This is a genomic window from Variovorax sp. F042, assembly GCF_057814215.1.
Window position 1 is genome coordinate 1,698,213 of sequence record NZ_JBVASX010000001.1, and the last position, 26,996, is coordinate 1,725,208.

20 protein-coding genes are annotated in these 26,996 nt (G+C 68.1%); 9 read left to right on the forward strand and 11 right to left on the reverse strand.

Annotation, left to right across the window (positions count from 1 at the left end):
- The first annotated feature begins 89 nt into the window (after positions 1-89).
- On the forward strand, positions 90-428 hold the full coding sequence (locus ACZYSP_RS08260; RefSeq protein ID WP_307614964.1) for an Mpo1-like protein: 339 nt from the start codon (positions 90-92) through the stop codon (positions 426-428).
- Here the strand turns inward: ACZYSP_RS08260 and ACZYSP_RS08265 are convergent.
- Positions 425-1,636 (reverse strand): YihY family inner membrane protein, encoded by a 1,212-nt coding sequence (locus ACZYSP_RS08265; protein WP_093051585.1) that lies wholly within the window; start codon positions 1,634-1,636, stop codon positions 425-427. The two genes, ACZYSP_RS08260 and ACZYSP_RS08265, sit on opposite strands and share 4 nt — an antisense overlap.
- Between ACZYSP_RS08265 and ACZYSP_RS08270 the strand changes: the two genes are divergently transcribed.
- Both ACZYSP_RS08270 and ACZYSP_RS08275 read left to right on the forward strand, forming a co-directional pair.
- A complete protein-coding gene (locus ACZYSP_RS08270; RefSeq protein ID WP_307614962.1) occupies positions 1,635-2,108 on the forward strand; it encodes a DUF2069 domain-containing protein in 474 nt (157 codons plus the stop codon). The genes ACZYSP_RS08265 and ACZYSP_RS08270 overlap by 2 nt on opposite strands.
- Positions 2,105-3,538 carry an FAD-binding oxidoreductase gene (locus tag ACZYSP_RS08275; protein ID WP_489013628.1) on the forward strand — a complete coding sequence of 478 codons (1,434 nt, stop codon included), beginning with the start codon at positions 2,105-2,107 and terminating at the stop codon, positions 3,536-3,538. Before ACZYSP_RS08270 ends, ACZYSP_RS08275 begins: the two co-directional genes overlap by 4 nt.
- 23 nt (positions 3,539-3,561) lie before the next feature.
- On the opposite strand, the gene ACZYSP_RS08280 is transcribed toward ACZYSP_RS08275, so the two are convergent.
- On the reverse strand, positions 3,562-4,314 hold the full coding sequence (locus ACZYSP_RS08280) for a siderophore-interacting protein (RefSeq protein ID WP_489013630.1): 753 nt from the start codon (positions 4,312-4,314) through the stop codon (positions 3,562-3,564).
- Positions 4,315-4,625: 311 nt separating this feature from the next.
- Here ACZYSP_RS08280 and ACZYSP_RS08285 point away from each other — a divergent pair, with 311 nt between their 5' ends.
- A complete protein-coding gene (locus tag ACZYSP_RS08285; protein ID WP_489013632.1) occupies positions 4,626-5,243 on the forward strand; it encodes an RNA polymerase sigma factor in 618 nt (205 codons plus the stop codon).
- Positions 5,240-6,304 carry a FecR family protein gene (locus ACZYSP_RS08290; protein WP_489013634.1) on the forward strand — a complete coding sequence of 355 codons (1,065 nt, stop codon included), beginning with the start codon at positions 5,240-5,242 and terminating at the stop codon, positions 6,302-6,304. The genes ACZYSP_RS08285 and ACZYSP_RS08290 overlap by 4 nt, the downstream gene beginning before the upstream one ends.
- Before the next feature lie 13 nt (positions 6,305-6,317).
- On the opposite strand, the gene ACZYSP_RS08295 is transcribed toward ACZYSP_RS08290, so the two are convergent.
- The 7 genes from ACZYSP_RS08295 to ACZYSP_RS08325 all read right to left on the reverse strand — a co-directional run bounded on the left by ACZYSP_RS08295 (position 6,318) and on the right by ACZYSP_RS08325 (position 13,846).
- On the reverse strand, positions 6,318-6,512 hold the full coding sequence (locus tag ACZYSP_RS08295) for a hypothetical protein (RefSeq protein WP_354337777.1): 195 nt from the start codon (positions 6,510-6,512) through the stop codon (positions 6,318-6,320).
- Positions 6,513-6,541: 29 nt separating this feature from the next.
- Entirely contained in the window at positions 6,542-6,721 is a 180-nt protein-coding gene (locus ACZYSP_RS08300; RefSeq protein WP_435468215.1) for a hypothetical protein, read from the reverse strand.
- A 213-nt stretch (positions 6,722-6,934) separates the two neighbouring features.
- On the reverse strand, positions 6,935-8,383 hold the full coding sequence (locus tag ACZYSP_RS08305) for an efflux transporter outer membrane subunit (RefSeq protein ID WP_489013637.1): 1,449 nt from the start codon (positions 8,381-8,383) through the stop codon (positions 6,935-6,937).
- Positions 8,380-10,392, reverse strand: coding sequence for an ABC transporter permease (locus tag ACZYSP_RS08310; RefSeq protein WP_489013639.1), 2,013 nt, complete (start codon positions 10,390-10,392; stop codon positions 8,380-8,382). Before ACZYSP_RS08310 ends, ACZYSP_RS08305 begins: the two co-directional genes overlap by 4 nt.
- Positions 10,389-11,552 (reverse strand): efflux RND transporter periplasmic adaptor subunit, encoded by a 1,164-nt coding sequence (locus ACZYSP_RS08315; RefSeq protein WP_489013696.1) that lies wholly within the window; start codon positions 11,550-11,552, stop codon positions 10,389-10,391. The genes ACZYSP_RS08310 and ACZYSP_RS08315 overlap by 4 nt, the downstream gene beginning before the upstream one ends.
- A gap of 21 nt (positions 11,553-11,573) precedes the next feature.
- Positions 11,574-12,158: a Fur family transcriptional regulator gene (locus ACZYSP_RS08320; protein ID WP_093176921.1), complete on the reverse strand. Its 585-nt coding sequence runs from the start codon at positions 12,156-12,158 to the stop codon at positions 11,574-11,576.
- Positions 12,155-13,846, reverse strand: coding sequence for a cyclic peptide export ABC transporter (locus ACZYSP_RS08325; protein ID WP_489013641.1), 1,692 nt, complete (start codon positions 13,844-13,846; stop codon positions 12,155-12,157). Before ACZYSP_RS08325 ends, ACZYSP_RS08320 begins: the two co-directional genes overlap by 4 nt.
- A gap of 277 nt (positions 13,847-14,123) precedes the next feature.
- Between ACZYSP_RS08325 and fhuF the strand changes: the two genes are divergently transcribed.
- The 4 genes from fhuF to ACZYSP_RS08345 all read left to right on the forward strand — a co-directional run bounded on the left by fhuF (position 14,124) and on the right by ACZYSP_RS08345 (position 19,705).
- Positions 14,124-14,855 carry a siderophore-iron reductase FhuF gene (gene fhuF / locus ACZYSP_RS08330; RefSeq protein ID WP_489013643.1) on the forward strand — a complete coding sequence of 244 codons (732 nt, stop codon included), beginning with the start codon at positions 14,124-14,126 and terminating at the stop codon, positions 14,853-14,855.
- 62 nt (positions 14,856-14,917) lie between these two features.
- Positions 14,918-15,754, forward strand: a complete 837-nt coding sequence (locus ACZYSP_RS08335; protein WP_093077844.1) for a formyl transferase — start codon at positions 14,918-14,920, stop codon at positions 15,752-15,754.
- Between the two features lie 91 nt (positions 15,755-15,845).
- Positions 15,846-17,147: a lysine N(6)-hydroxylase/L-ornithine N(5)-oxygenase family protein gene (locus tag ACZYSP_RS08340; RefSeq protein ID WP_489013645.1), complete on the forward strand. Its 1,302-nt coding sequence runs from the start codon at positions 15,846-15,848 to the stop codon at positions 17,145-17,147.
- A gap of 167 nt (positions 17,148-17,314) precedes the next feature.
- Positions 17,315-19,705: a TonB-dependent siderophore receptor gene (locus ACZYSP_RS08345; RefSeq protein ID WP_426389458.1), complete on the forward strand. Its 2,391-nt coding sequence runs from the start codon at positions 17,315-17,317 to the stop codon at positions 19,703-19,705.
- 47 nt (positions 19,706-19,752) lie between these two features.
- Here ACZYSP_RS08345 and ACZYSP_RS08350 read toward each other — a convergent pair whose 3' ends face one another.
- The gene (locus tag ACZYSP_RS08350; RefSeq protein ID WP_489013648.1) at positions 19,753-23,787 is read right to left on the reverse strand and encodes an amino acid adenylation domain-containing protein; all 4,035 of its coding nucleotides are present in this window, start codon (positions 23,785-23,787) and stop codon (positions 19,753-19,755) included.
- A gap of 19 nt (positions 23,788-23,806) precedes the next feature.
- Complete coding sequence (locus ACZYSP_RS08355) at positions 23,807-26,992, reverse strand: non-ribosomal peptide synthetase (RefSeq protein ID WP_489013650.1); 3,186 nt, start codon at positions 26,990-26,992, stop codon at positions 23,807-23,809.
- Positions 26,993-26,996 lie beyond the last annotated feature (4 nt).

Consider the following 26,996-nt stretch of genomic DNA (forward strand, 5'->3'; position numbering starts at 1 on the left):
GGTGGTGCGGCCGGAAGGTCGTGGCTATTATGGACAAAGCCCTCATCCGCCGGGACCACCGGGTTTCAGGGGCACAGGAGACTCGCACGATGAACACCACGACCGCCCCAGAATCTGCCGTCGATCCGCGTCAATTCAAGAGCTTTGCGCAGTTCTATCCCTTCTACCTGACCGAGCATGCCAACCTCACCTGCAGGCGGCTGCACTTCGCGGGCTCGACCATTTCGCTGCTGTGCTTGGTGGCGCTGGTGGTCACGCTCAACCCGCTGTGGCTGCTGGCCGGACTGGTGGCGGGCTACGGCTTTGCCTGGGTCGGGCACTTCGGGTTCGAGAAGAACAAGCCGGCCTCGTTCAAGCGGCCGCTTTACTCCTTCATGGGCGACTGGGCGATGTACCGCGACATCTGGCTCGGTCGGGTGAAGATCTAGATCAGGAGCACGTCGCCCAGGCGCAGCGAGCGCAATGGGCCTTTCTGCCACAGGTCTTCGAGCGGCTCGGCCTGCGGCATCAGCAGTTCTTTCAGCAGCGGCTCGATGGGCGTCGAAGGGTCCGCGAGCAGCACGTAGCGCGGGTCTTCGTTGGCGGGCTCTTCCGCGAGCGGCGCGATCCAGTCGAGCGCCACCAGCGTTTCGAGCACCGGCGCCAGTTGCAGCGCATCGACCCGCATGCGCGTGACCAGTTCGGTCGCGCCCATGCCCTTGGCCGGCGTGGCCTGCGCGCGGGCCAGGTGCTGAAGCGCTTCCATTGCCAGCTGCAAGGGCCAGCCCGCGGTGCCACCGCGCCGTGCCACGCCCGTGAGCAGGCTCGGCAAGTAGGCCGCGATGACCGCGCCGAGCAGCACGATCACCCAGGCCACATAGATCCACACCAGCAGGATCGGCACCGTGGCAAAGGCGCCGTACAGCACCGAATAGGTCGGCACCAGGCTCAGGTAGTAGGCCAGCACGCGCTTGGCGATTTCAATGGCGGCGGCCACGAAAATTCCTCCGGCCCATGCATGCGACCAGCGCACGTTGGTGTTGGGCACGTAGTGGTAGAGCGACGCCATGCCGACCGCGAGCAGCGCGAACTCGAAGGTGTCGAAGAACAGCTTGACCATGCCGCGCCCCACCACGTCGCTGGTAGCCGAAACCACGTACGAAGTGGTCGACAGGCTCACCGCAAGGATGATCGGCCCCAGCGTGATGGCCGCCCAGTAGATGAGCACCCGCTGCGCGAACGGCCGCGGCGAGCGTACGCGCCAGATGTTGTTGAGCGTCTTGTCGATGGTGAGGATCAGCGCGATGGCGGTGATCAGCAGCACGATCAGGCCCGCGATGCCCAGCCCGCTGGCCTTGCTCGCGAACTGGTTCAGGTAGCCCAGCACCTGCCGTGCGATGTTGTCGGGAATCAGGCTCTCGATGAGCCAGCGCTGCAGGCGGCCCTGCATCTTCGCGAACATCGGGAACACGGTGAACAGTGCCAGCGCCACCGTGAAGAACGGCACCATTGCGATGGTGGTGGTGAAGGTCAGGCTGCTGGCCGTGAGGCCGAGCCGGTCTTCGCGAAAACGCTCGCCCAGCACCGCTGCGGTGTTGCGCCACGGAAAGCGCGAAAGATCCCTCCAGAGTTGCCTGCGATTCATGGCGGCTATCATGCCATCCGCTCTTTTTGTCGCCGCTGGCCGCCTGCCGGGCGCTCTCTTCTCTTCGCCGCCCAACGTGTCCGACACTCCGCTCCCGCCCTCTTCCGTTCGCGCGACCCGCTGGGCCGCCGTGGGCAGCCTCGTCGGCCTCATCGTGCTGGGCCTGGCCTGGGAGCTGTGGCTGGCGCCGCTGCGCCCGGGTGGCTCGCTGCTGGCGCTGAAGGTGCTGCCGCTCGTCATTCCGCTCGCGGGTCTGTGGAAGAACCGCATGTACACCTACCGCTGGGTCAGCCTGATGATCTGGCTCTATTTCACCGAGGGCGTGGTGCGCGCCTGGAGCGACACCAACGGCGTGGGCCAGGTGCTCGCGCTCGTCGAGGTGCTGCTGTGCCTCGTGCTCTTCGCGGCCTGCGCATGGCATGTGCGGCTGCGCCTGCGCCACGCCAAGAACGCTGCCCGCCAACTGGAGGCTTCCGCCCAATGACCACTGCTGCTTCTTCTTCCCTGATCGATCAACTGCGCGCCATCGTCGGCGCGGCGAACGTGCTGAACGAGGGCGACCTCACTGCCTACGAGCAGGACTGGCGCAAGCGCGCGCGCGGCAAGTCGCTGGCCGTGGTGCGGCCCGGCACCACGCAGCAGGTGGCAGACGTGGTGAAGGCCTGCGCGGCGGCCGGCACGGCCGTCATTCCGCAAGGCGGCAACACTGGCCTGGCGGTCGGCTCCATTCCGGACGAGAGCGGCACGCAGGTGGTGCTGAGCCTGCAGCGCCTGAACGCGATCCGCACCATCGATGGCGCCAACCTCACGATGACCGTCGAGGCCGGCTGCATTCTTCAAACGCTGCAGGAGACCGCCGAGAAGGCCGGCTTCCTCTTCCCGCTGAGCCTCGCGGCCGAAGGCAGCTGCACCATCGGCGGCAACCTCGCGACGAATGCGGGCGGCACGCAGGTGGTTCGCTACGGCAACACGCGCGAGCTGTGCCTGGGCCTCGAAGTGGTCACGCCGCAGGGCGAGATCTGGGAAGGCACCAGCGGCCTGCGCAAGGACAACACCGGCTACGACCTACGCGACCTCGTCATCGGCAGCGAAGGCACGCTCGGCATCATCACCGCCGCGACCATGAAGCTCTACCCGCTGCCGGCCGCGCAGCTCACGGCCTGGGCGGCGGTGCCATCGCTCGACCATGCGGTCACGCTGCTGGGCCTTGCGCACAAGCACCTGGGCTCGGGCCTCACGGGCTTCGAGGTGATGGGCAAGTTTGCACTGAGCCTGGTCGACAAGCACATGCCGCAGCTGCGCGTGCCCTTCATCGAGGATGAGGCCGTGCCGTACTGTGTGCTGCTCGAAAACTCCGACAGCGAATCCGAAGACCACGCACGTGCGCGTTTCGAGGCGCTGCTCGAAACCGCCTTCGAAGACGGCTGCGTCACCGACGCGGTGGTGGCCGAGAACCTCACGCAGGCGCACCAGCTGTGGCACATCCGCGAAAGCATTCCGCTCGCGCAGGCCGAGGAAGGCCTGAACATCAAGCACGACATCTCGATTCCCGTGTCGCGCATCCCGGCCTTCGTGGCAGAAACCGACGCGCTGCTGGCGCGTGAAATTGCCGGCGTGCGGCTGGTGAACTTCGGCCACCTGGGCGACGGCAACCTGCACTACAACGTGCAGGCGCCGGAGAACATCGACACCAAGGCGTTCCTGAAGAACGAGGAAGAGCGCATCAACACGCTGGTGTACGACGCGGTCGAGAAGTTCGGCGGCTCGTTCTCGGCCGAGCATGGCGTGGGCTCGCTCAAGGTCGACAAGCTGGAAAAGCACAAGTCGCCGGTGGCGCTGGAGATGATGCGGGCGATCAAGCGCGGGCTCGATCCGAAGAACATCCTCAACCCGGGCCGCGTGATCCGGGTCTAGCCTGGCCCGCTCGCGGACTGCGTTCAGTCGATCCCGGTCTTCCCCGGTGCCCAGTAGGCCTTGGCCTTGATGCGCCGCGCCTCGACACCCTGCGCCTTGAGCGCTCGACTCACCTGCTGGATCGACGCGGCCTTGCCGGTCAGCACATAGTGCGTGCTGCCGTCCATGGGCGGCACCATCGCGGCCAGCAGCTCGCCGAGGTGCGAATCGTCGGTGCGGCGCTCCATCAGCGCGAGCGGCTGGACGCCCAGCGCATCCAGTACCTGACGCGATTCGGCGATGGCGTTCACCTCGAACACGGCGCGAACACCCTGCCCGGGCGCATCCCTGCCGCACAGCGACGCCGCGAGGCCGAAGGAGGTCTCGTCGCCGAAGAGAATCGTCGACGCCGGCAGCGGCTCGAGTTCCAGCGAGCGGCGCGGCCCGAACACCTGCTGTTCGTCGCCGGGCCGGGTGCGGCGCACCCATTCGCTGCCCGGCCCCTCGCCGTGCGCAAACGCCACAATGCGCGCGACGCCGCGTGCGGCATCCAGGCACAACGGGGTGTAGGTGCGCGCCTCGAATGCGCCGCCGACCTTGATCTGGAGCTTCTGGCCAGGCGACCAGCGATGGCCTTCGAAAGCCGCGCCTTCGAGGTCGATGAACCGGAAGTGCGTCGACAGGCTGGTGGCCGCAATGACACGCACCGGACGCAGGAACAGGCGGGTGAACGTGCGTTCGATCAGCCCGGGTTGGGGGGCATCAGGCGAAGGCGCCGCGAAACGGGAAGAAGACATAAGAAGGAACTCTCTGGACAGTGAGTGGATGCGGCAACGCCGCGAGAACCTGACAAGTTAGTTTCGACAGCCGGTGGCAAAAGTGGCAAAGGCGGCTCATCCGCGACGCGCCACAGTCATGTCTTCAGCTAACAATTCAGTGATACACTCCAATAAGAATAGTTCTTATTCACCCTTCCCGGGGATTTTCAAAACCAAATGCTTCTGCGGCCAGCTCGCCTCTTCCCACGTGGAAGTCGGGGCGAATCCGTCGGTGCGTTCTGGCGAGCGACCCCGGGGTCCATCGTCGATGCTTGCGAGAAGGCGGCCGGATGCGCGACCTCGTTCAGGAACTGGTAGCTCACTACGCGGACTTGCGCCGGCAGCTCACTCGCGACCTGAGAGACCCGCACTACGCGGCCGACATCGCGCAGTCCAGCTTCGAGCGGGTCTATGCGGCCTCGCTCAAGACGCGCGGCGGCAATCGCGGCGATGCCCTGCCCGATCTGCAGGACGCCGCCTATTCCATCGAATCGCCCCGCGCCCTGCTGTTTCGCGTGGCGCGCAACCTGTGCGTCGACGATGCACGCCGGCGCAAGGTCGCGCAGGAATGGGTCAGCACGCATGCGGGCATCGGCACGCACCAGACGGCCCAGTCCAGCGAATACGTCGTGGCCCAGCAACGGGTGCTGGCGCGGGTGGTCGAAACCATGGAACAACTGCCGCCGCGCCGGCGCGAGGTGTTCCTGTTGTTCCGCGCCTACGGCCACACGCGCGCTGAAATTGCGCAGCGGCTGAACATCACCGAGATGGCCGTGGCCAAGCACCTGCTGCGCGCCACCATCGATTGCTCGCGCGCGTTTGCCGAGCTGCGCTCGGAGCTGATCGAGCCGCAGGTCGTGCTGAGCCGGCCGGGCTTCGACGCGGCGCTGGCCGAAGACTTCTCGTGAACGGCGGCAGCATGGCGGCAGGCGCTCCTCCGCGCGAACGGCTGATCGAGCGCGCGCTCGCGCTGATCGTCGAAGGAGAGATCGCACCCGGCGAGGCCGCGGGCCGCGCCCGCGCGTTGCTCAACCAGTGGCGCGGCAAATCGGCGGAACATGCAGCGGCCGTGCAGGAGGCTCGCGAGCGCTGGGACGCACTCGGTGGCATGGCGAGCGACTTGCGCGCGCACTTCGACGAACCCGACGCCGCGCTGATGGCCAACGCGGCCGCCACTGCCGCCGCATCGACGCACCGGCAGCAGCGCCGCAAGATGCTGCTTTCGGTCGCCGCCTTGCTGGGCACCGGCCTGGTCGCGGGCCGGGGCGTGCAGTGGTACTGGCAGCAACCCGTGTTTCGCGCAGCTTACGAAACCCGTACCGCGCAGATGCTGAAGGTGACGCTGACCGACGGCCGCAGCGGCGCGCCCGGCAGCCAGCTCGACCTGGCACCGCAGAGCGCGATCGACGTGGCGCTCTATCGCCAGCACCGCGCCGTCGACATGGCGCACGGCGAAGTGCGCTTCGAGGTGGCGCGCGATGCAGACCGCCCTTTCAGGGTCCGCACGCGCGGCGCCACCATCGAAGTAGTCGGCACCGCGTTCACCGTGCGCGACCGTGGCGGCCCGATCACCGTGGGCGTGGAGCATGGCCATGTGCGCGTGCACATGCCGCCGCGCGACGGGTCCACCGGCGCAGAGACGGAAGTGATCGACCTGCGCATGGGCGAGCTGCTTGAAATCGACGACGGCCGTGCCGCCGCAGTGCGGCAAACCGACACGGCAGCCCTGTCTGCGTGGCGCAATGGCTGGCTCGTCTTCGAGAACACACCGCTCGGCGACGCTCTGGCCGCGGTCAACAGCTATCGCGCACGGCCCATCGTCAGCACGAGTTCGCGCGTCGACGCGATGCGGCTGTCGGGCCGTTTCCGCACCAACGATTCCGACGGCCTCGTGGCCGCCCTGCCGACGATCCTGCCTCTGGCCGCCGAACCGCAGCCGGACGGCAGCGTGACCCTGCGAACGCGCTGAGTCCTTCGCCGCGTCAGGCGCCGCGCACATTCCCCACGGGGTGGCCGGACTGCACCAGGCCCCACTCCGCCAGCGCGATGTCGAGCGCGCGCAGGTGCCGGGGGTCTTTCCCGAGCCACTGGGCCAGTTCCTCCGTGTTCTGCAGGGTCGGCGAGGCGTGCATGCAAGCGAAAAGCGACGCCGCGGTGCGGACGCATTCATCGGGCACGAGGCAGTGCGCGGCCAACCCGGCGCGCCTCATTCGAGCCCGCCCGTGGGCGGATGCAAATTCCTGCGGCGGCTGACGACCAGAGCGGCGCCCGCCAGTGCCCAGAGGCGCAGGGCGCGGTCGAATGCGGGCGGATGCGCCTGGTCTTCCCGCAGCCAGTGCGTCAGCTTCAACGCGCCCGTGCGGCATGGATTCTCTCGGAGGTCCATGTAGAGACGCCATGCGGTCTCCTCGGCGGACGGTGCCTCCGGATGGTTTTGCGGGGCCACTGCTACTCCAGGCGCTGTGTTGTTGATTCAGGGGGATGACCGTCGAGGCCGATGCGCACCGGAAAATGCCAGCGCGCAGGCGTCTAGAGAAAAAGACGATCCGCGGCCCCGAATGTTCAAGGAGGCCGGCCCGGCGATGCAGGGCCACGAGCGTCAAACGCATTCGGCATGTCCTTCGACTGCGGCGGGTGCGGCATCCGCGCACCGGGCCTGCCGCCATCCGCCGCCCATTGCACGGTAGAGCGAGACCCGTGCCTGCAAGCGCGCCATGCGCAACTGGACCGCCAGGTCCTGCGCGGTGTAGAGGGTGCGCTGCGCGTCGAGCAAGGTCAGCAGTGTCTCGGCGCCCGCACGGTAGCGGGCCTCCGACAGATCTGCCGCGCGGCGCGCCTCGGCCAGTTCGGCGCCTTGCGCCGTTGCCTGCGCATCGATGGCCGACACGCCGTTCAGCGCAGTCTCCGCGTCCGCGAACGCACCGACGATCGCGCCCCGGTAGGCGGCCAGCAATTCTTCGCGCCTCGCCTCGGCCAGGTGCTGGCCGCCCGCCAGTCGCCCACCGTCGAAAACCGGCGCTGCCAGCCCGGCAGCCAGGCTATAGAGCGGGTTGTCGAAGAGCCTGCCGAAGCGGCTATCTCCGGTGCCTACCGTGGCGCTCAGGGAGACGGTCGGCAGCAGTGCGGCGCGCGCCGCCAGCACGTTGGCATCGGCCGCAGCCAGATGCGCCTCCGCGCGTGCGATGTCCGGACGCCGCACCAGCAATGCAGAAGGCGCGCCCGCGCCAACGACGGGAACCTGAAGCGCATCGAGCCGCGGCCCCCGCAGTTCGAACGCCGGCGCCGCAGTGCCCAGCAGCAGCGCCAGCGCGGTCTCGGCGTCGCCCGCCTGCTGATGCAGCGCTGCGAGCGCACGTTGCTGCGCGGCCACCAGACCGCGCTGCTGTGCAAGATCCAGCGGCGACACCGCGCCGGCGCGGCTACGGGCCTCCACCAGCGCCAGCACGCGGTGCGCGTTGTCGAGGTTGCGTGCCGCAATTTCGGCGCGTTCGCGCAGGGCCAGCGCCAGCAGCCAGGTGGCGGCGACATCGGCTGTCACGGTGAGCCGCACCGTGTCGCGGTCGAAGGCGCTTGCGCGCAAGCCTTGCAGCGCTTCGTCGCGCAGCGCGGCATCGCGGCCCCACAGGTCGAGTTCATAGCTGGCGGCAAAACCCGCCGCATAAGTGCTGCCGGCAACCGTTGCATTGCCGCCCAGGCGGCCCTCGCGACTGACGCCGAGAGTGCCCGTCACCTGCGGCCGCAGCGCCGCGCCGGCGATGCGCGCCCGCGCGTCGGCCTGCCGCACCCGCGCGACAGCGGCCGCGAGATCGTTGCTTTGCGATTGCGCACGCGCAATCAGCGTGTCGAGTTCCGTGCTGCCGAAACTGCGCCACCACTGCGCATCGACCGGCCCCGTGTCGCCGAGTACCTGCGCATGTCGCCATGCGGAGGGAAGCTCCACCGCGCGCTCGACGCGATCGCCATGCAGCGCGCAGCCCGACGACAGCGCCGCACACAACAAAGCCGCCCACCAGCCGCATCCAGAGCGCGTTCGCAGCAACACCGTCATTCCCCCGCCAGCGCCACCACAGGGTCCAGCCGCGCAGCGTTGCGCGCCGGCATGAACCCGAAGATCACGCCCGTCAGCACCGCGCAGCCGAAGGCGCCCACGCTCGCCGCCAGCGAAAACAGCACCGGCACGCCGGCCAGCATCAGCCCCACGACGATGCCCAGCCCGGCAACAACGCCCACGGTGCCGCCCACCGACGTCACCAGCACCGCCTCGGTCATGAACTGCCGCAGGATGTCCCGCTGGCGCGCGCCCGTCGCCACGCGGATGCCGATTTCGCGCGTGCGCTCGCGCACCGTCATGAGCATCACGTTCATCACGCCGATACCGCCCACGATCAGCGACACGATGGCGATCAGCCCCAACATCAGCGTCATGGCGCGCGCGGTTTCGGTCTGCACGCGCAGCGCCTCGACGCGGTTCCATATCAGCACGTGGCGCCCGGCCTGCTGCCGTTCGAGCTGGGCCTCGATGGCGGTGGCCGTTTCCTGCGCCTTGTCGATGTCGCGCACCTGCACTGCAAGCCACGTCGGGTGGGGATGGCCGTAGACGCGCGTGGCCGCGGAAGACAGTGGCACCACCACCCGGTCGTCCTGGTCCTCGCCGTTGGTGGCGCCCTTCGACGCCAGCACGCCGACGACCTGGAACGGCACCTTGTCCACCAGGATGTCCTGTCCGACGGGGTCCTGCCCGTCGGCGAACAGGCGCTGGCGCACCGTTTCGCCGATCACCGCGACCTTGGCGATGCGCCGTTCGTCCTCGGCGTCGAACATCACTCCCCGACTCACGCCCCAGCCGAGCACTCGCGAGAAATCGACTGTGGCACCGCCGCCCTCGGTGAGGTGGTCTATGTTGCCGCGGCGCACGACCACCCTGTCCTCGATGTAGGGCGCGACGCCTTCGACATTGGGCAGCGCGCGAACGGCCAGCGCGTCGTCCAGCGTGAGCGGCGCGCTCGGATTGCGCAGGCTGGCGAGCTGCACGGAAACGAACATGGTGCGGGTGCCGAAGGTCTCGAACTGCGCCATCACCTTCCGCTGCGAGCCGCCGCCGACCGCCAGCATCACGATGACCGAGGCCACGCCGATCACGATGCCCAGCAGCGTGAGCCCGGTGCGGAACCGGTTGCTCCACATCACGCGCCACGCGGCCCGTGTCGCCTCGCGAATGTCGGCAGGCAGCGAGGCACCGCCACTGACAGGTGGACGACTGAAGACCGGGGCCGGTACGGCAGCGATTGCCGCCGCGCCTTCGCCGGTGTGCTCACCCGAGTCCGCCACGATGCGCCCGTCCCGGATCTCGATGATCCGCCGCGCCTGCGCGGCCACCGAGCGGTCGTGCGTGATGAGGATGATGGTGTGGCCCGCATCCGCCAGTTCGTGCAGCAGCGCCATCACTTCGGCGCCGCTCTTGCTGTCGAGCGCACCGGTGGGCTCGTCGGCCAGGATGATGCGCCCGCCGTTCATCAGCGCACGCGCGATGGCCACGCGCTGCTGCTGCCCGCCCGACAGCTGGTGCGGGCGATGGTCGAGCCGCGCGCCCATGTCCAGCCGTTCGAGCAGTGCGGTGGCGCGCGCACGCCGCTCGGCCTCCGGCATGCCGGCATAGAGCGCGGGAATTTCCGTGTTCTCGCGCGCCGACTCGCTGGGCACCAGGTGGTAGCCCTGGAACACGAAACCGAAGGCCTCGCGGCGCAGCCAGGCGAGCGCGTCGGCATCGAAGCTGGCCACGTCCTGGCCGTCGAACAGGTAGCGCCCGGCGCTCGGCCGATCGAGGCAACCCAGGATGTGCATCAGCGTGGACTTGCCGGAGCCCGAAGCACCGACGACGGCCACGAACTCACCCGCGTACAGGCGCAACGAGATGCCATGCAGCACGGTCGTTGCCGGGCTGCCCGCCCCTGTTTCCTTGCCGCCCCGGCCACCGCGCCCGCCGTACGACTTGCGAATGCCCTGCAGCTCGATCAGCGGCCGCGGTGCATCGCCCGGCGCATGCGCCGCGGTCGTCATGGCTTCGGAGCCCTGGCGGCGATGACGATGCGGTCCCCGGCCTGCGCGCCTTCCAGCACCTGCGCAGCGAGCCGGTTGCGCACGCCGACGCGCAGCTGCCGGACCTCGACCTTGCCATCGGGGCGAAGCACGCGCGCCGTGAAGCGGTCGCTGCTGCCGGCCACCGGCACCAGCGCGGCGAGCGGCACCGAAAGCGCGTCTTTTTCGGCGTACTCGACGAAGGCGACCTTGGCCGTCATCTGCGGCATGAGCTCGCCGTCGGCGTTGTCGACATCGAACAGCGCCGTGTAGACCACCACCTTGCTCGCCGCGGCGGAAGGCTTGGCGCTGCTGTCGCTGCCCGTCTTGTTCTCGGGCACCGGCGGCGCGGGCAGCAGCTGCCGCACGTGCCCCTGCCAACGGCGCTGGCTCTCGCCGAGCGTGGTGAAGTAGACCGGCATGCCGGTCTTGATGCGCCGCACGTCAGCCTCGGAAACCTCCGACCACACCGTCATCGAAGACAGGTCTGCGATGCGCAGCACATTGGGCGTCTGGTAGGTCGCGTTCAGCGTCTGGCCCTCGCGCGCCTCCACCGACACGACGGTGCCGGACATCGGCGCGTAGATGCTGGTGTAGCCGAGGCGGGCCTCGTCGGCCTTCAGCGTCGCCTGGGTCTGTGCGATCTGCGCCTCGAGCTGTCTTACGCGCGCACCGGCCGACGCCAGCGCGGCTTGCGCGGCCTGCACGTCCTCGTCCCGCGTGGCGCCGTCGGCAGCCATCTGGCGCTGTCTCGCATGCTGCTGCTGCGCCAGCACGTGCTGGGCCTGCTGGTCGTCGCGCTGTGCGCGCAGCCCCGCCAGCGAGGCTCGGCCCGCATCGACCGTGGCCCGCTGCACGCTGGGATCGATCTCCACCAGCAACTGCCCCCGCTTGACGACGTCGCCCGGCTGCACATGCAGCCGAAGGATCTGCCCGGAGACCTGCGCGCCCACGTCCACGTAGTGCCGCGGCTGCAGCACCCCGAGTGCCGAGACGCTGGACTCGATGGTGCCGCGCGCAACCGGCACGGAGTCGACGTCCATCGGCTCGCCCCTTCCCCAGAGCAACCCCGCGCCGGCCGCCGCGCAAAGGGACACGAGCACCGCGGCGACCGCACGGCGGCGCCAGGCGCCTTGACGCACATCACTCACGCCGGCTCCTCGTCAAGCGGCAAGGCGCTGCGCGCGCGGGCGAGCCCTGAAGCCCGCGAGCGGCAGCATCCTGCCGTGCTCGCGCGACGACTGGTGCTCGCTCGACGATTCCCCTGCGGACCGGTGCTCGCAGGACGAACAGGAGCCGTGGATCTGCACGTCGAAGGTACCCGCGAGCGGCAGGCCCTTGCTCTGGGCCACGCGCACCAGCGCCTCGTGAAGCTCGCGGTCCTGCACCTCGGTGAACGTGCCGCATCCGTTGCAGCGCATGCGCACGCTCAAGGCGTCGGCATCCGCACCGGGCGCGGCGTAGCGGAACACCGCCAGCGCACCGCCGCGGCTGCGCGCCCATTCGCGCTCGACAAGCCCCGAATGTTCGAACTCCTTGAGGATGCGGTAGACCGTGGTCAGGCTGGCCGAGGTGCCGCGCAGCAGCATGCGGCGAAAGACTTCTTCACCGCGCTGCCATTCGCTGCCCGCGTCCGCCAGCGTCTGGAGCACGCACAGCCGCACCACGGACGGCCGGATTCGCGCAGCCCGCAGCTGCGACATGAACAGCGGCCGCTGCGTATCGTTGGTTTGCGGGCCGTCGGTCATGCAGCAAGACTCTCCAGGTGGGCGCGGGGCCGGTCGTCCGCGATGCGGCCGGCGCTCATGGTGATGATGCGGTCGGCCAGGTGGAAGTAGCGGTCGTCGTGCGAGATCACCACCAGCAGGTGCCCCTTGGCACGCAGCTCGGGCAACAGCTCGGTATAGAACAGGTGGCGGAAGGTCGGGTCCTGGTCGGCGGCCCATTCGTCGAACACCAGCACCGGGCGCCCCTCGAGATAGGCGTGCACCAGCGCCAGTCGCTTGCGCTGGCCGGTCGACAGGTCCGTGGTGGTGAACGCACCGTTCTTCAGGCTCACCTTGTGTGCGATTTCCAGGCGCTCCAGGTAGGGCAAGGCGCGCTGCGGCAGCACCTGCATGCTGGCCTCGCCCTGCTCTTCGTCCGGGCCGGCTGCGAGGTCCTCGAACAGGTAGAAGTCGGAAAACACCGTGGTGAAGAGCTGGCGGTAGTCGTCGCGGCGCTCGGGGCCCACCGGGGTGCCGTCGATTGCCACCTCGCCTTCGTGCGGCGCGTACAGGCCGAGCAGCAGCTTGATCAACGTGGTCTTGCCGGAGCCGTTGTCGCCCACCACGAACACCATCTCGCCGCGGCGAAGCCGCAGGTCGATCGGCCCGAGCGCGAAGGGCTCGCCGCCCTCGGGCGCATCGAAGGCATAGCGCACGCCGCGCAGCGCGATCTCGTGCTCGAACTTCAGCTCGCTGCCCGCATGGCCGACGTGCAGGTGCGGCTCCGGCGTGGCGAATCGCGCCGACAGGTCGGCAATGCGCCGGAATGCGACCCGCGCGCGCCCCACGGCAGGCAAGGCACCGGCGATCTGGTCCATCGGCCCCTTGAGGAACAGCAGCACCAGCACGAAGCCGCTGAGCACCGCGGGCTCGGTCGGCCGGAACGAGGCCCAGCCCAGGATCAGCGCGATCAGCAGGAAGAACAGGCCCGAACCGAATGCGGCGGCAATGACGAAGGTGTTGATCGCGCGCCCGTTGACCGTGCGGATGTTGTCGACGATGCGCTCGATCTGCCCGCCGAACATGCGCTGGCGGCGCACGCGGTGCATGCGCAGCTCCTTGGCGCCCTCGCTGATCGCGCGGTAGGCCTTGTGCAGCTGGTCTTCATGTTCGCGCGCCTTCCAGAAACCGCTCACCCCGCGGAACTGCGCCATGGCCTGCACCGTCGCGCCGATCGCCAGCGCCACCAGCAGCACACCGAACAGCGGCAGCGACAGGTAGGCCAGGTAGGCCAGGCAGCCGAGCGCCGTGACGCAGGCGATCAGCGTCGCGGACAGCGCGAACGCCACGTCGCTGACCATGTCCACGTCCTGCGACAGCACCGGCATCAGCCTGTGGGTGCGGTAGCGCTCCAGCGCATCGATGGGCGCCGAAAGGATCTTCTGCGCCAGGCTCTTGCGGACCTGCGCGACCACCCGCTGGCCGACGAAGTTGGTCGAGACATCGGACACCATGCGCCCGAACAGCGCCACCGCGCACAGCCCGATGAACGTCAGCAGCAGGCCGCCGGACAGACCGCCCTGCCGGTTGAGCACCTGGTTGATGGTGCTCAGCAGCGCGACCGTGGCCGCGCCCGCGCCGATGCCCGTGACCGCCGACAGCAGGATCCACGGCAGGAACGGCTTGAGCAGGCGTGCGAACTCGCCGTCGGGAGCGGGGGCAGTTGTCATGCAAGAACTCTTTCCGCCCTTGGGCGACTGGGGTCCGGCGGCATGGGCAAGCCCTGCCGCCGGACGCGAAACGGATGGATGCGCCCCTGCCGCGCCGGCTGGGCCACAGGGCTGCGGGCGGCAACGGACCGCCTGTACCCCACTTGACGGGTGGCCCGCGCAAATGTTCACGCCGCGCGGCATGAACACCTGCGCGGCCCATCCGTCCTAGCTTCATGCCCCCTGCAAACCGCCGCACCGCCAACGCCTCCTCTTTCGCGACGACTCCATGATCGCCATGCTGGAACCCCTGTTCCAGGGCAACCTGGCGCCGCACGGCGAGGCGCTGCAGTGCGCGCCGCAGCCGCCCGCGGGCGCGCTGCGCGTTGCCGACCTGGTGCACTCGCCCGAACTGCTGGGCCGTGTACTGCGTCTGAATGCGTCGCACCTGGGGGTCGAGGGCAAGGACCTGCGCGCAGTGGCTTCGGCCTGGAGCCTGGACTACCTCGGCATGCTGCTGCCGCCGGTCGCGGCCGCGGCCAGCGTGCTGCAGCATGGATTTCCCGTTGCCGCCGAGCAGGTCTGGGTGCGCCTCGGCCCGCACGCCCACCCACTGAGCTTCCACATCCGCGAACTGGGCCAGCCGCAACGCGGCGCGACCACCGAAGAACGCTACTCGGCGCTGCTGCGGCAGCACCTGGAGCCGCTGTTCTCTGCGCTGTGCCGCCTGACGGGCATCGCCGCCAAGATCCTCTGGGGCAACGCGGCGCGCAACCTCGAACCGGTGCTCGACCAGGCGCTTGCGTTGACCGGCGGGTCGCCGCCGATCGCCGGCGACAGGCAGCAATTGCTGCACAACCCCGCCTGGCCGGCATGGAGCAACCCCCTGCCCGGCCGGCAACGCGAAATCCGCGTGCGCCTCGAGGGTCGCGAGCGGACCGTGAAGCTGCACCGCCAGTGCTGCCTCTTCCATCTGTTGCCACGCGAAGGCTACTGCGGCGCTTGCCCGCTGTCGCCGGCGCACCGCTGACAACGCCATCACGTCATCACGTCATCACTTCTTCCATCCACCCATCCATCGAGCGCATATCCATGTCCAAGGCAAAACTCGTCTACATCATGTCCCTGAGGAATGCGGCGGCCGACAAGGCCGGCCAGTACATCGACTACAAGGGCGGGCAGCGCTACATGAAGTCCCCGCTGGAGTACCTGGCCGAGGCACTCGAGCGCACGCCGCTGGGCGATGCCTACTCGCTGGAGGCCGTGCTCTTCGACGACGACGAGGGCTCGCCGCGCGACCGCCAGGCGCTGCAGGACTACGGCTTCGGCTTCGATCCGGCCCGCCAATGGATCTACCCGGGCGACCTGCAGGTGCAGGGCCGCCGGGCCAACGACATCTTCCACAACGTACCGTCGACCTACCGGCGGCTGCCGCTGGACGCGGCCGCCGAGCGCGCAGCCGGAAAGAAGGAGTTCGAGCAGCGCCTGCTCGAGCGGCTCACCGCGCTGGAGGCTGACCTTGTCGTGCTCGACGGCCTGCTGGTGATCCTCGACCAGCTGGCGCGCCCCGAAAGTCCCTTCTTCCGCCGGATCGTGAACATCCATCCGGGCATCACGCGCCTGGAGTCGCCATTCGAGCGCCGCGGCGCCTGGGCCACGCTCGACGCGCTGTACGGCGCCAAGGGCCAGCGGGTGGTCGACTGGCGCACGCGCGAGACGGTCGCGATCGAGCCGGTGCTGAAGACCGGCGCCTCCTTCCACTACGTGGACACCGGCATCGATTCGGGCGAAGTCATCTTCGACGTGCTGGGCACCGACATCGACCCCGCGGACACCATCCTCGAGCTGCGCTGGAACAACTTCAACCGCAGCCTCTTTCCCGCGCTCCACCAGGGCCTGGCCCTGATGGCCGAGACCGTGGAAGCGTGAACATCCCGCGCCGCCGAGCGTCTTCTTACACACGGCCCAGGGTGGGCTGCCGCATGCGGCGCGCCGCCCTCCACCACAGGAGTTGATTTCAATGCCACACGTCCATGATCTGGTCGGGATCGGGTTCGGCCCGTCCAACATCGCCCTGGCCATCGCCCTCGACGAAAAGCGCCATGCCGGCCGCCCGCTCGATGCGCTGTTCATCGAGAAGCAACTGAGCTTCGCCTGGCACCCGCACATGCTGCTGGACCACGCGCACATGCAGATCTCCTTCCTGAAGGACCTGGCGACGCTGCGCAACCCGACCAGCCGCTTCACCTTCATCAACTACCTGCACGAAAAAGGCCGGTTGACCGACTTCGCCAACCTGAAGAGCTTCTTCCCCAGCCGCCACGAGTTCAACGACTACCTCTCGTGGGCCGCCGAGCAGTTCGAAGACGCCTGCGCCTACGGCGAGGAGGTGTTCGAGGTGCTGCCCGAAGAAAAGGGCGGCGAGGTGGCCCTGCTGCGCGTGCGCTCGCGCAACCATGCGGGCAAGCTGGTCGAGCGGCTCGCGCGCAACCTCGTGGTCAGCATCGGCGGCATGGCGAACATCCCCGACGGCTTTCGCACGCTCCGCAACGACCCGCGCGTCTTTCATTCGAGCAGCTACCTGCAGGACATCGCACAGCTGCCGGACGCCCGCCGCATCGCCGTGGTGGGCGCGGGGCAGAGCGCGGCCGAGATCTTCATGGACCTGCAGGGCCGGCCCGGCGCGCCGCAGGTCGACCTCGTCACCCGCTCGCGCTCGATCCGCCCGGCCGACGACAGCCCCTTCGTGAACGAGATCTTCAACGCCGAGTTCACCGACTACACCTTCAGCCGCTCCGACGAGGAACGCGCCGCGCTGCTCGACGAGTTCTGGCACACCAACTATGCGGTGGCCGACCTGGAACTGATCCAGCAGATCTACAAGGCCTTCTACCAACAGCGAGTGACCGGCGGCAACCGCCTGCGCTTCCTGCGCCGGCACGACATCCGCAACGTCACGGCCGACGACCAGGGCGTGCACCTCACGCTGTGGGACCAGAACGCCCTGCGCGAGCACACCGTGCGCTACGACGCCGTGGTGCTCGCCACCGGCTATGTGCGAGAGCACCACAAGGCTCTGCTCGCGCCGCTGGCGGGCTATCTCGGCAGCTACGAGGTCGACCGGCACTACCGCGTCCTGGCCACGCCCGACTTCCATCCGGCCATCTACCTGCAGGGCGCCTGCGAGGATTCGCATGGCCTGAGCGACACCCTGCTGTCCGTCACCTCGGTCAGAACCGGCGAAATCGGCAGCGCCCTGCTGGCCACGCCGGCCGGCGCGGCAGTGCATCTCCGGCCGGAACCCGAGGCCGTCCAGAACTGAAATTCCGGCGCCGCACCCCGGCGTACTAAAGATTTGTGCAGGGAGAGTGTCTCTGTTTGATGAGTTCGAACGTCTTACTCATAGATGCGCCAGAGACCGGAAGTTGGGCCGGCATCCGCACCTGAATGTGAATGCGTCGTAATTCAAAAAACTGGAGTTGTTCTTTTATGCGTCCCCTGCCTCGTCAACATCTGCTGAATGCCGCGCTTGCCGCGGCGTTCGGTTCCGTTCTCACCGTCTGGGCCCCACTGGCTTCAGCGCAAGCGCAGGCTTCCGGCCAGGCCGTGGCGCAGGTGTTCGACGTGAAAGTGCCGTCGCAGGCACTCGGTGCAGCGCTCAACGAGCTCTCGCGCCAGACCAGCGTGCAGGTGTTTGCTGCCGGCGAGGTGGTCGCGGGCACGAACTCGCGCGCCGTCCAAGGCAGGCTCACGGTCGACCAGGCCCTGGGCCAGATGCTCGCCGGCACCTCGCTCGAAGCGACGCGCGCCGCCAACGGCAGCTTCACGATCCGCCGCACCGCCGACCTTGCCAGCTCCCAGGGCACTCTGCCCGCGGTGCAGGTGGTGGCCAACGCCGACGAATCGCCCACCGGCCCGGTCACCGGCTACGTGGCCCGCCGCAGCAGCACGGCCACCAAGACCGACACGCCGGTGCTCGAAGTGCCGCAGTCGATCTCCATCATCGGCCGCAATGAAATGGAGGCGCGCGGCGCGCAGGACGTCATGGAGGCCATTCGCTACACGCCTGGCGTCACGACGAACACGTACGGCCCCGACAACCGTGGCTGGGAATACATCCTGCTGCGGGGCTTCAGCACTTCCGCCAACGGCGTCTATCGGGACGGGCTCGCCCAGCCGGCGTTCGGCCCCACCTACTACCTGAGCGAACCGTATGGGCTGGAGCGCGTGGAGGTATTGCGCGGCCCGTCGTCGATGGTGTTCGGCCAGGGCGACGCAGGCGGCATCGTCAACCGCGTGAGCAAGGAGCCGACCGGGGAGAAGAGCCGCGAAATCGAACTCCAGTACGGCAGCTACCAACGCAAGCAACTGGCGTTCGACCTCGGCGACAAGATCGGCAACAACACCGATCTGAGCTATCGCCTAGTTGGCGTAGGCCTCGACAGCAACGACCAGGACAGATACCCCGACGGCCACAAGCTGAACCACACGCGCACCTACATCGCGCCTTCCGTGCGCTGGCAGCCCAATGCAACGACCTCGTTGACCGTCTTTGCGGAGTACCTCAAGAACAACACGTCTGAAGACCCGTACTACCTCACCCAGGACTACGTTCTCTACCCCGTGAAGGTGGGCGACTACAGCTTCGGCCAGCTCAAGCAGAAACAGGCCGCCATCGGCTACCGCTTCGAAACGGCCCTGAACGACACCTGGACCCTCCGCCAGAACTTCCGCTACAGCAGGATCGACTTGAACAGGCGAGCAGTCTGGGCCGGCTCGCTCGGCGATGACCAGCGCACGCTCTCCCGCGTTGCCAGAAGCTGGAACGACCCCGTGAACCTGGCAACGCTCGACACCAACGTGCAGGGCAAGCTGCAGTACGGCTCCGTCCAGCACACGGTGCTGCTCGGTTTCGACTACACCGACCAGAACGGCAAGCAGCGGCGTTTCCGCGGCGCGGCACCAGACCTCGACGTGCTCGCACCCGTCTACGGCCAGGCCGTGGCAACGCCCACCATCCCGGTGACCGATCTGTCGCAGTCGACGCGCCAGATCGGCATCTACGCCCAGGACCAGATCAAGTTCGGCGACAAATGGGTCTTCACCGTCGGCGGCCGCCAGGATCAGGTACGCCAGAGCACCAGCAACTACCTGAGCGAAACCTTCACCCGGAAGTCGGACAGTGCGTTCAGCGGCCGGGCAGGCCTTAGCTACCTGCTCGGCAACGGTTGGGCGCCTTACATGAGCTACACCACGTCCTTCCTGCCCAACAGCGGCGTCGACGCGAACAACCAGCCCTTCGATCCCAGCCGCGGCAAGCAGGTCGAGGTCGGCGTCAAGTTCCAGCCCGAAGGCACGCGCACCCTGTTCACCGCCGCGGCCTTCGACCTGCGCAAGACCAACGTGGTCACCTACGACCCGGCAACCTCCGAGGGGCGCCAGATCGGCAAGCAGCGCTCACGCGGCATCGAGCTGGAAGCCAAGGGCGAACTCGCACCGGGCCTGAACATCGCTGCTGCCTACACCTGGCTGGACATGAAGGTGCTCGCCAGCGCCGATCCGGACGAAGTCGGCAAGATCCCGCCGCTCGTGCCCAAGCAGTCCGCCTCGGTGTGGCTCGACTACACCCTGGGCAACGGCCTGGGCTTCGGCGGCGGCGTGCGCTACATCGGCAAACGCCAGAACGACGAGTACAACACCACGTTCGAACGCGGCGTGACGCTCGTCGATGCGGCCGTGCACTACGAAACCGGCCCGTGGCGCTTCGCGCTCAACGTCTCCAACCTGGCGAACAAGAAGTACAACTCGATCTGCTACCACGGCGAGTGCTACCAGGGCACCCTGCGCGCGGCGACCCTGACCGCCCGGTACAAGTTCTGATCGATCAGCCTCGCCCCCCGCGTGAATGCGGGGGGCGAGGCCATCCATCAGCGCGCGCCTGCTGTCTCCCCGTCCTGCGCATCGCACATGGCCGCATGCAGATGACTCAACATCGCAGCGTGGCGCACGATGCCCTGATGGTCGGCATCCACTTCGACTGAAGCACGCGCTTCGCCGTCGAACTGCGACAGGAGCGCGGCCTTCTCCGCAGCCGCTCTTCCCTTCTTCCACCAGAAATGCGGCGCCACGTTCAGGCGCGGGAACGCGGCGATCTTTTCCGTGATCGCGTTCATGCGCCTGGTTGCGACGATCCCCTGGACGATGTCGGCCGTCTTCATGCTCATGCCGGCCGCGGCCACGATTTCTTCGACAGCGTCGCGCACGGTCTCGTCCGATGCTGAGCGGATCGGTTCGAACCTGTCGAGCATCGCGTCGACGGCCTCGCGGCCCATGCTGCCGTTCGCGGTGTCCAGAACGAAATCGCGGAAATCCTGGTACCAGCCGTCCGGATCGAAGCTCTCGTCCAGCAGGAAACTGTCGACCATGCCGAGGAAGGCGACGTCCACGCCCTCCTGCTCCAGCAGGCTGGCGACATGCACTGCAACAACCGCTCCCAGTGACCAGCCGACGATGCCAACGGCACCCTGCGGCCGCGTCTTGCGGATGAGATCGACGTAGTACCGGGCCATCTGCCCGATGGACTCCAGCCCGGTGATGTCGTCCGTGTAGCTCAGGCCGTAGACGGCACGCGAGTCTTCCAGGTGGCGCGCCATCGGCCGATAGTCGACCGGATGGCGCAGCCCGGGCGGCACGCAGAAGAGCGGCATCGCTTCTGCCGGCCCGGCATACGCGTTCAGCAACTGGACAGGCTGCGGAGTCGCCCCGATGTCCAGCTGTGCAACCAGCCTGGCGATCGTCTGCTTCTGAAGCAGGTCCTGCAGGGAGATCTTCACGCCCAGCGCACGCGACTTGTTGATCCTGGCCAGCAGCCTGAGCGCGACAAGGGAATCGCCACCGAGCTCGAAGAAGTTGTCGTGGCGCCCCACGTGCGGCACGCCCAGCACCTGCCCCCAGATCGCTGCCAGTGCGCCCTCCACCAACCCCTGTGGCTCCTCGCCTGCCCGCGCCTCCCCGAACTCCGGCGCCGGCAACGCCTTGCGGTCGACCTTGCCATTGGCGTTCAGCGGCAATGTATCCAGCACCACCAGCGCCGCCGGCACCATGTAGTCCGGCAACGCCCCGGCAAGACGTTCACGCAACACGGCTGTCTCGATGGCCTGCCCGGCGTGGGCGGAGACATAGCCCACCAGTCGGGCTCCGCTTGCGGCATCTCGTGCCACCACCACCGCTTCGCGCACTTCGGGCTGCGCCAGGAGTTGCGCCTCGATCTCGCCCAGCTCGATGCGGAAGCCCCGCACCTTCACCTGGTGATCGATGCGGCCCAGGTACTCCAGCTGGCCCTCCGCATTCCAGCGAACGAGGTCGCCCGTGCGGTACAGCCGGGCGCCGGCTTCCGTCGCAACAAAGCGCTCTGCGGTAAGGGCCGCCCTGTTGAGATAGCCGCGCGCAAGGTTGACCCCGCCCAGGTACAACTCTCCCGCCGCTCCTGCCGCTACCTGGTTGAGCTCCGCATCCAGCACATGCGCCTGGGTGTCGCTGATGGGTCGTCCGATCGGCACCTGGCTCCGCCCGTCATCCCGGCAGGTCCAGTGCGTCACGTCGATCGCGGCCTCGGTCGGGCCATAGAGGTTGCAGAGCACCGCCTGCGGCAGCCGCCTGAACACTTCGTTCTGTGCTTCGGCCGACAGGGCCTCGCCACTGCACACGATGCGCCGCAGACTGGTACAGGCCTCGATGCCCTCGTGGGCCAGGAAGGCCTGCAGCATCGAGGGCACGAAGTGCAGGATCGTGACCCGGTGCTGCCCGATCAAAGTTCGCAAGCGTGCCGGGTCGCGGTGGTCGCCCGGAAGGGCAACCGCCAGGCGGGCACCGAACATCAAGGGCCAGAGAAACTCCCACACCGACACGTCGAAGCTGAAGGGAGTCTTCTGCAGCACGGTGTCGTCCGCACCGAGTGCATAGGCTTGCTGCATCCAGGCAAGGCGGTTGTACAAGGCGCCATGACGGTTGGCGGCGCCCTTCGGCTTTCCGGTGGAGCCGGAGGTGTAGATGACGTAGGCGAGGTTCTCGCCGCTCAACGCAATCTGCGGATTTGTCTCGGGTTCGGCGCGAACGTCCAGCATGTCGAACGACAGCACCTGCACGGCCTCGGTGCCCGGCACGGTGAGATGGCTCTGCGTCAACACCAGCCCGATGCCGCTGTCGGCCACCATGTAGGCCAGCCGGTCCGCCGGGTAGTCCGGGTCCAGCGGCACGTACGCACCGCCTGCCTTCAGGATCGCCAGGATCCCCACCACCATCTCGATGGAGCGCTCCACCGCGATACCAACCTTCGCCTCTGGCCTTACGCCAAGGCCAATCAGATGGTGCGCGAGGCGGTTCGCCCTCGCATTGAGCTGCGCGTAGCTCAGCGTCTCTTCGCCGAAGCTCAAGGCCGGCGCATCCGGGGTTCGTTGCGCTTGCCCTTCGATCAGCCGATGCACCGGTGTCGCGTTTTCATGGCGCTGCGTGTTCACACCCCACGCCGCGAGTTGCGCGCGCTCCGCCGCGCTGCAAAGATCGACGCCCGAAAAGGCCTGCCCCGGATCGACCGTCAATGCCTCGAGCAGGCGCACGTACCAGCCTGCCAGCCGCGCCACGGTCGCCTCGCCGAAAAGGCCCGTGTTGTATTCGATCTGCGCGTGCGCCCGCGTCGGTTCGATGAAGAAATCCAGTGACAGGTCGAACTTGGCGCTCGCATTGCGGGTACCGATCTCCTCCGTGCGCGCGTCGCCGAACGCGAGGCCGGCAGCGCTGTCGCCCATCTGCACGCCGAACATCACCTGGAACAACGGATTGCGCGACGCGTCGCGCTTCACGTTGCGGCTGGCCAGCAGCGCCTTGAGGGGAAGATCCGCATGCTCCAGCGCGGACAACGAATCGCGCCGCACCCGTCGGCAGATTTCGAGCAACGTGGCGCGCGGCTCGAGCCGCGCCCGGAACACCTGGGTCGTGATGAAAAAACCCACCAGATCGCGTACCTCGTCGCGATGGCGACCGGCATTGGCCACGCCGACGGCGAAGTCGTTCTGGCCGCTGTACCAGCCCAGCAGCATCTGCCACGTCGCGAGCAGGACCACGAAGGGCGTGCACTTTTCCGTGCGGCAGAACTTCTGCAACGCCACGGCCAGTGCAGGCTCCAGCTCGAAGCGATGCACGGCACCGTCGAAGGTCTGCCGCGAAGAACGAACCCCGTCCAGCGGCAGTTCCAGCGGCGGCACGTCGGCACCCAGATGGGTGTTCCAGTAGTTCAGCTGCGTCGCCAGGGCCTCGCCCTGCAGGCGTTCCCGCTGCCACAGTGCGTAGTCGGCGTACTGGACCGGCAAGGCCGGCAGCCGCACGGCCGCGCCCGCGGCCAATGCCAGGCGGTAGGCCGAAGCGAGGTCCGCCGCGAGGATGGGGTTGGACCAGGCATCCGACACGATGTGATGCAGGCAGACCGTCAGCACATGCTCTTCGTCCGACAGCCGGATCAACCTCGCCACCAGTGCGGGCGCGGCGCCCAGGTCGAACACGTGCAGGGCCATCTCGCTCGTCAGCGCATCGACACGCGCCTGCCGCACGACCCCGGACTCCAGGGACAGATCGAACCGCTCCAGCACGAACGTCACGTCCTGCACCATCTGCTGCATGGGAACGCCGTCTTTCTCGAAGAAGCGGGTGCGCAGGATGCCGTGGCGATCGATCACGGCCTGGAACGCCCGCTCGAGCGCATCCGCATCCAGCGGGCCCTGCAGGCGGAGCATCCTCGGCAGGTTGTAGGCCGTCAGCCCCGGCTCCAAGCGCTGCAGGAACCAGAGCTGCTCCTGCGCATGGGACAACGGCACCGCGTCGCCGTTCGACACACGGCGGCGGATTTCGTCGTCTTCCTCCGCCCACTCGTCTGCTGCCGAAATCCGCTGCGCCGCATCGGTGATGTTCATCACTGTTCCATCCTGCATATCAAACTGATCCTGAGTCCTTGAGGCGAGCTTGCTCGTGCGTGTGCGCCAGCAGTTCCATTCGCTCGACGTCCTGCTCCTCCAGCGCGCGAAGCGCCGCCGCCAGCGTGGCGACGGTGGGATGGTCGAACACCAGCCCCGGCGCGATATCGAGTCGCAGCAGCTTGCGGATGCGCGCCACCAGCTTGATCACGAGCAGCGAGTGCCCGCCCAGTTCGAAGAAGTCGTCTTCCACACCGATGACGTCGCGCTGAACGAGGCTGGCCATGCACTGCGCCAGCACCGATTCGAGTGCGTCGCGCGGGGCCGTTGTCACCGGCTTCCGGTCATCGACCTTTGCTGCGGACAGCAACGACTGGCGATCGATTTTTCCGTTCGGCAGCCGCGCGAACTCCGCAACGAAGGTGCAGCGTGCGGGCACCATGTGCGCGGGCAGCAGCGTGCCCAGCCGCCCGGTCAGCGCCGAACGGTCGGCCTCCGATGCGAACAACTCGTCTGCCACGACGAAGGCGCGGAGTTCGGCGTCGCCTCCGCCGGCCGGCAACGCCAGCACCACGGCCTGCCGTACGCCGGGCTGCGACAGCAGCACCGCCTCCACCTCGGCCGGCTCGACACGAAAACCCCGGATCTTGACCTGGTCGTCAGCCCGCCCTGCCAGGCGGATGCCGCCCTCGGGCAGCACGCAGGCCAGGTCGCCCGTGCGGTAGAGCTTTTGCCCGGGCTGGAATGGATCGGCCACGAAAGCGCCTTCCACTTCCCGGTTCAGATAGCCGCGGCACAGCTGCGCACCGCCGACATACACCGCCCCCAGCGCACCGCTCGGCACCACGCGCAGGGACTCATCCAGTACATGGATGCGGTTGTTCGCCAGCACGCGCGACAGCGGCAGCACCGAAGACGAGGCGCCTTCTGCCGGCACACGATGCACCATCACACCCACCGTCGTTTCCGTGGGGCCGTAGTGGTTGTAGACCACGGTCTGCGGTGCGAGCCGCGCGATGCGCTCGATGAGCGAGCGCGGTGCGGCCTCGCCGCCCAGCACCAGCGTGTCGGGCAGCTTCGGTGCATCGTCCTCGAGCAAGGCCTCCAGGTGGGAGGGCACCATCTTGAGCGCGTCGATCCGGCGTTCGCGCATGAAGCCCGCGAAAGCGCGCGCATCCTTCACGTCGCCGGGGCCCGCCACGACGAGGCAGGCGCCGTTGTGGAACGCACCGAAGAGCGCCGTGTTGCCCAGGTCCGCGACGACCGAACTGGTGAGCGCCCAGCGACGGCAGCGGCCCAGGTCCATGGCCGACGACACCGCCGCCACGTAGTTGAGCAATTGCCCCTGCTCGATCACCACGCCCTTGGGCGTTCCCGTCGAACCCGAGGTGTAGAGCACATAGGCCAGGTCCCGCATCGCAGGCTGGTGTGCCGGCGCGCTGTCGGCAAAGCCGCCCCGGTCCATGTCACCGAGCGATGCCTGACGCCACGGTGCATCGCCGGGCGAAGCCGACCCGGTGGCATGGAGCACGAGCGACGGCACGGCGTCTTCCAGCACGGCCTGACGGCGTGCAGCGGGCCATTCGGGGTCCAGCGGCAGGTAGCCCGCCCCGATGCGCCAACTCGCGAACATCGCTACCAGCAAGTCGACCGACCGCGGAAGGTTGAGCGCCACCAGCGCGCCGGCCGTAGCGCCCTTGGCCTGCAGCCAGTGCGCCATCCGGTTGATTCGCGCATCGAATTCGCGGTAGCTCAGAAGCACATCGCCTGCCTCCAGCGCGGGCGCGTCCGGCGTCGTCCGAGCCCAGCCGGCGACCTGCTCGGCCAGCGTGAGGGTTCCGAAATCCGCCTCCTCGCCACGGGCTGCGAGCAACAGCAATTCGCGCTCGCGCGAACCGACCAGCGCGAGACTGCCAACCGTCGCGCGAGGCTGCGCCACGGCATCCTCGAGCAACGTGCTGTACTGCCACAGCAACCGCTCCACGGCCAGCGGTGAATAGCGCGATGCGTCCGCATGCACGGACAGCGTGAACGCCTGCCCGGCCTGGCCGACCTGCAGGGCCAGCTCAAAACAAGGCTGCGGCCCGGGCGCGGTGTCCACACGCCATGACACGGCACCGTGCGACCGCACAGGCGCCTCGTCGAAACCGAAGCCCACGTCGAGGTGCGCGGAGATCGGCGGCGCATCGATTGCCCAGTACTCCTGCGCCTCGGTATGCGCCTCGACTGTTTTGCCCAGGCGCCCGATCCAGTCGGATAAGCGCTCTTCAGGCGCGACATCCACGACCACGGGCAGGATCTTCTCGAAGACGCCCACTGCTCCCTGCATCACTTCGTAGTTGCGCCGGCAATCGTTCTGCCAGCCGGCAACGAATGGCCGGTGGCCCGTCAGCCGGGCCACGAGCAGCCACCAAACGGCCTGCAGCAGCAAGTCGGTGCCGCACCCAAGCTGCCCGGCCACTTCCTGCATGCGGGCGGCGAGCGCCGCGTCAAGAGGAAGGTCGAGGCTGATGCGAGTCGGTGTGCCTTCGCGCTCCCCGTCCGCCCGGGTGTTCAGGCGCGGCGCCTGCAGCATGTCGGCGCGGTCGATGTAGGCATGCCAGTAGCCACGCCCGTCGGCCGCTTCGTCGTCGCTGTCGAGTTCCTGGCGCCATTCGACGAACTGCGCGTACTGGAAGACCTCGTCCGCATCGACGACCTGCCCCGTCAGGTAGGCCGTGGCAATCTGATCCAGCAAGCCCTGCAGGCTGCCCTTGTCCGCAGCGAACACGCTGGCAACCAGCAGGAGCTTGTGTCGTGTTTCTCCGAGCCGGGCGATCCCTATGCGCAGCAGCGCGCCGCTTGCGACATCCAGCGGCTCTTCCGTACACACGGCGATCCAGTCGGCCAGTGCGGCCGCACTGTCGTCATTGCCGCGAAGGTCGATTTTTTTCAGGCCCGGCGCGACCACCGCATCGAGTGCCTGTTGCCGCAGGCCCCGGAAGCCGGGAACCTGCAACACAGCCGAGCGCAGCGCCACATGGGCCTGCACCACCGACTGCACCGCAGCCTGCAGGCGCGCCGCATCGAGCTCACCGCCAAGATCGGCCAGCAGCACGAGCTTGGGCGCGCCGGTCGCGGCCTGTTCTCCGTGCTGGGCCCAGATGGCACGCTGCTCCGGGCTGAGCGGCAAAGCGGAACTCGTGGTTTCAAGGATGGCAGCCACGGCT

Bases quoted from the DNA above. Each gene is read 5' to 3' on its own strand.
- ACZYSP_RS08260 (WP_307614964.1), top strand. From the start codon at position 90: ATGAACACCACGACCGCCCCAGAATCTGCCGTCGATCCGCGTCAATTC.
- ACZYSP_RS08270 (WP_307614962.1), top strand. From the start codon at position 1,635: ATGCCATCCGCTCTTTTTGTCGCCGCTGGCCGCCTGCCGGGCGCTCTC.
- ACZYSP_RS08265 (WP_093051585.1), bottom strand. From the start codon at position 1,636: ATGATAGCCGCCATGAATCGCAGGCAACTCTGGAGGGATCTTTCGCGC.
- ACZYSP_RS08275 (WP_489013628.1), top strand. From the start codon at position 2,105: ATGACCACTGCTGCTTCTTCTTCCCTGATCGATCAACTGCGCGCCATC.
- ACZYSP_RS08280 (WP_489013630.1), bottom strand. From the start codon at position 4,314: ATGTCTTCTTCCCGTTTCGCGGCGCCTTCGCCTGATGCCCCCCAACCC.
- ACZYSP_RS08285 (WP_489013632.1), top strand. From the start codon at position 4,626: ATGCGCGACCTCGTTCAGGAACTGGTAGCTCACTACGCGGACTTGCGC.
- ACZYSP_RS08300 (WP_435468215.1), bottom strand. From the start codon at position 6,721: ATGGACCTCCGAGAGAATCCATGCCGCACGGGCGCGTTGAAGCTGACG.
- ACZYSP_RS08305 (WP_489013637.1), bottom strand. From the start codon at position 8,383: ATGACGGTGTTGCTGCGAACGCGCTCTGGATGCGGCTGGTGGGCGGCT.
- ACZYSP_RS08310 (WP_489013639.1), bottom strand. From the start codon at position 10,392: ATGACGACCGCGGCGCATGCGCCGGGCGATGCACCGCGGCCGCTGATC.
- ACZYSP_RS08320 (WP_093176921.1), bottom strand. From the start codon at position 12,158: ATGACCGACGGCCCGCAAACCAACGATACGCAGCGGCCGCTGTTCATG.
- ACZYSP_RS08325 (WP_489013641.1), bottom strand. From the start codon at position 13,846: ATGACAACTGCCCCCGCTCCCGACGGCGAGTTCGCACGCCTGCTCAAG.
- fhuF (WP_489013643.1), top strand. From the start codon at position 14,124: ATGCTGGAACCCCTGTTCCAGGGCAACCTGGCGCCGCACGGCGAGGCG.
- ACZYSP_RS08335 (WP_093077844.1), top strand. From the start codon at position 14,918: ATGTCCAAGGCAAAACTCGTCTACATCATGTCCCTGAGGAATGCGGCG.
- ACZYSP_RS08340 (WP_489013645.1), top strand. From the start codon at position 15,846: ATGCCACACGTCCATGATCTGGTCGGGATCGGGTTCGGCCCGTCCAAC.
- ACZYSP_RS08345 (WP_426389458.1), top strand. From the start codon at position 17,315: ATGCGTCCCCTGCCTCGTCAACATCTGCTGAATGCCGCGCTTGCCGCG.
- ACZYSP_RS08350 (WP_489013648.1), bottom strand. From the start codon at position 23,787: ATGAACATCACCGATGCGGCGCAGCGGATTTCGGCAGCAGACGAGTGG.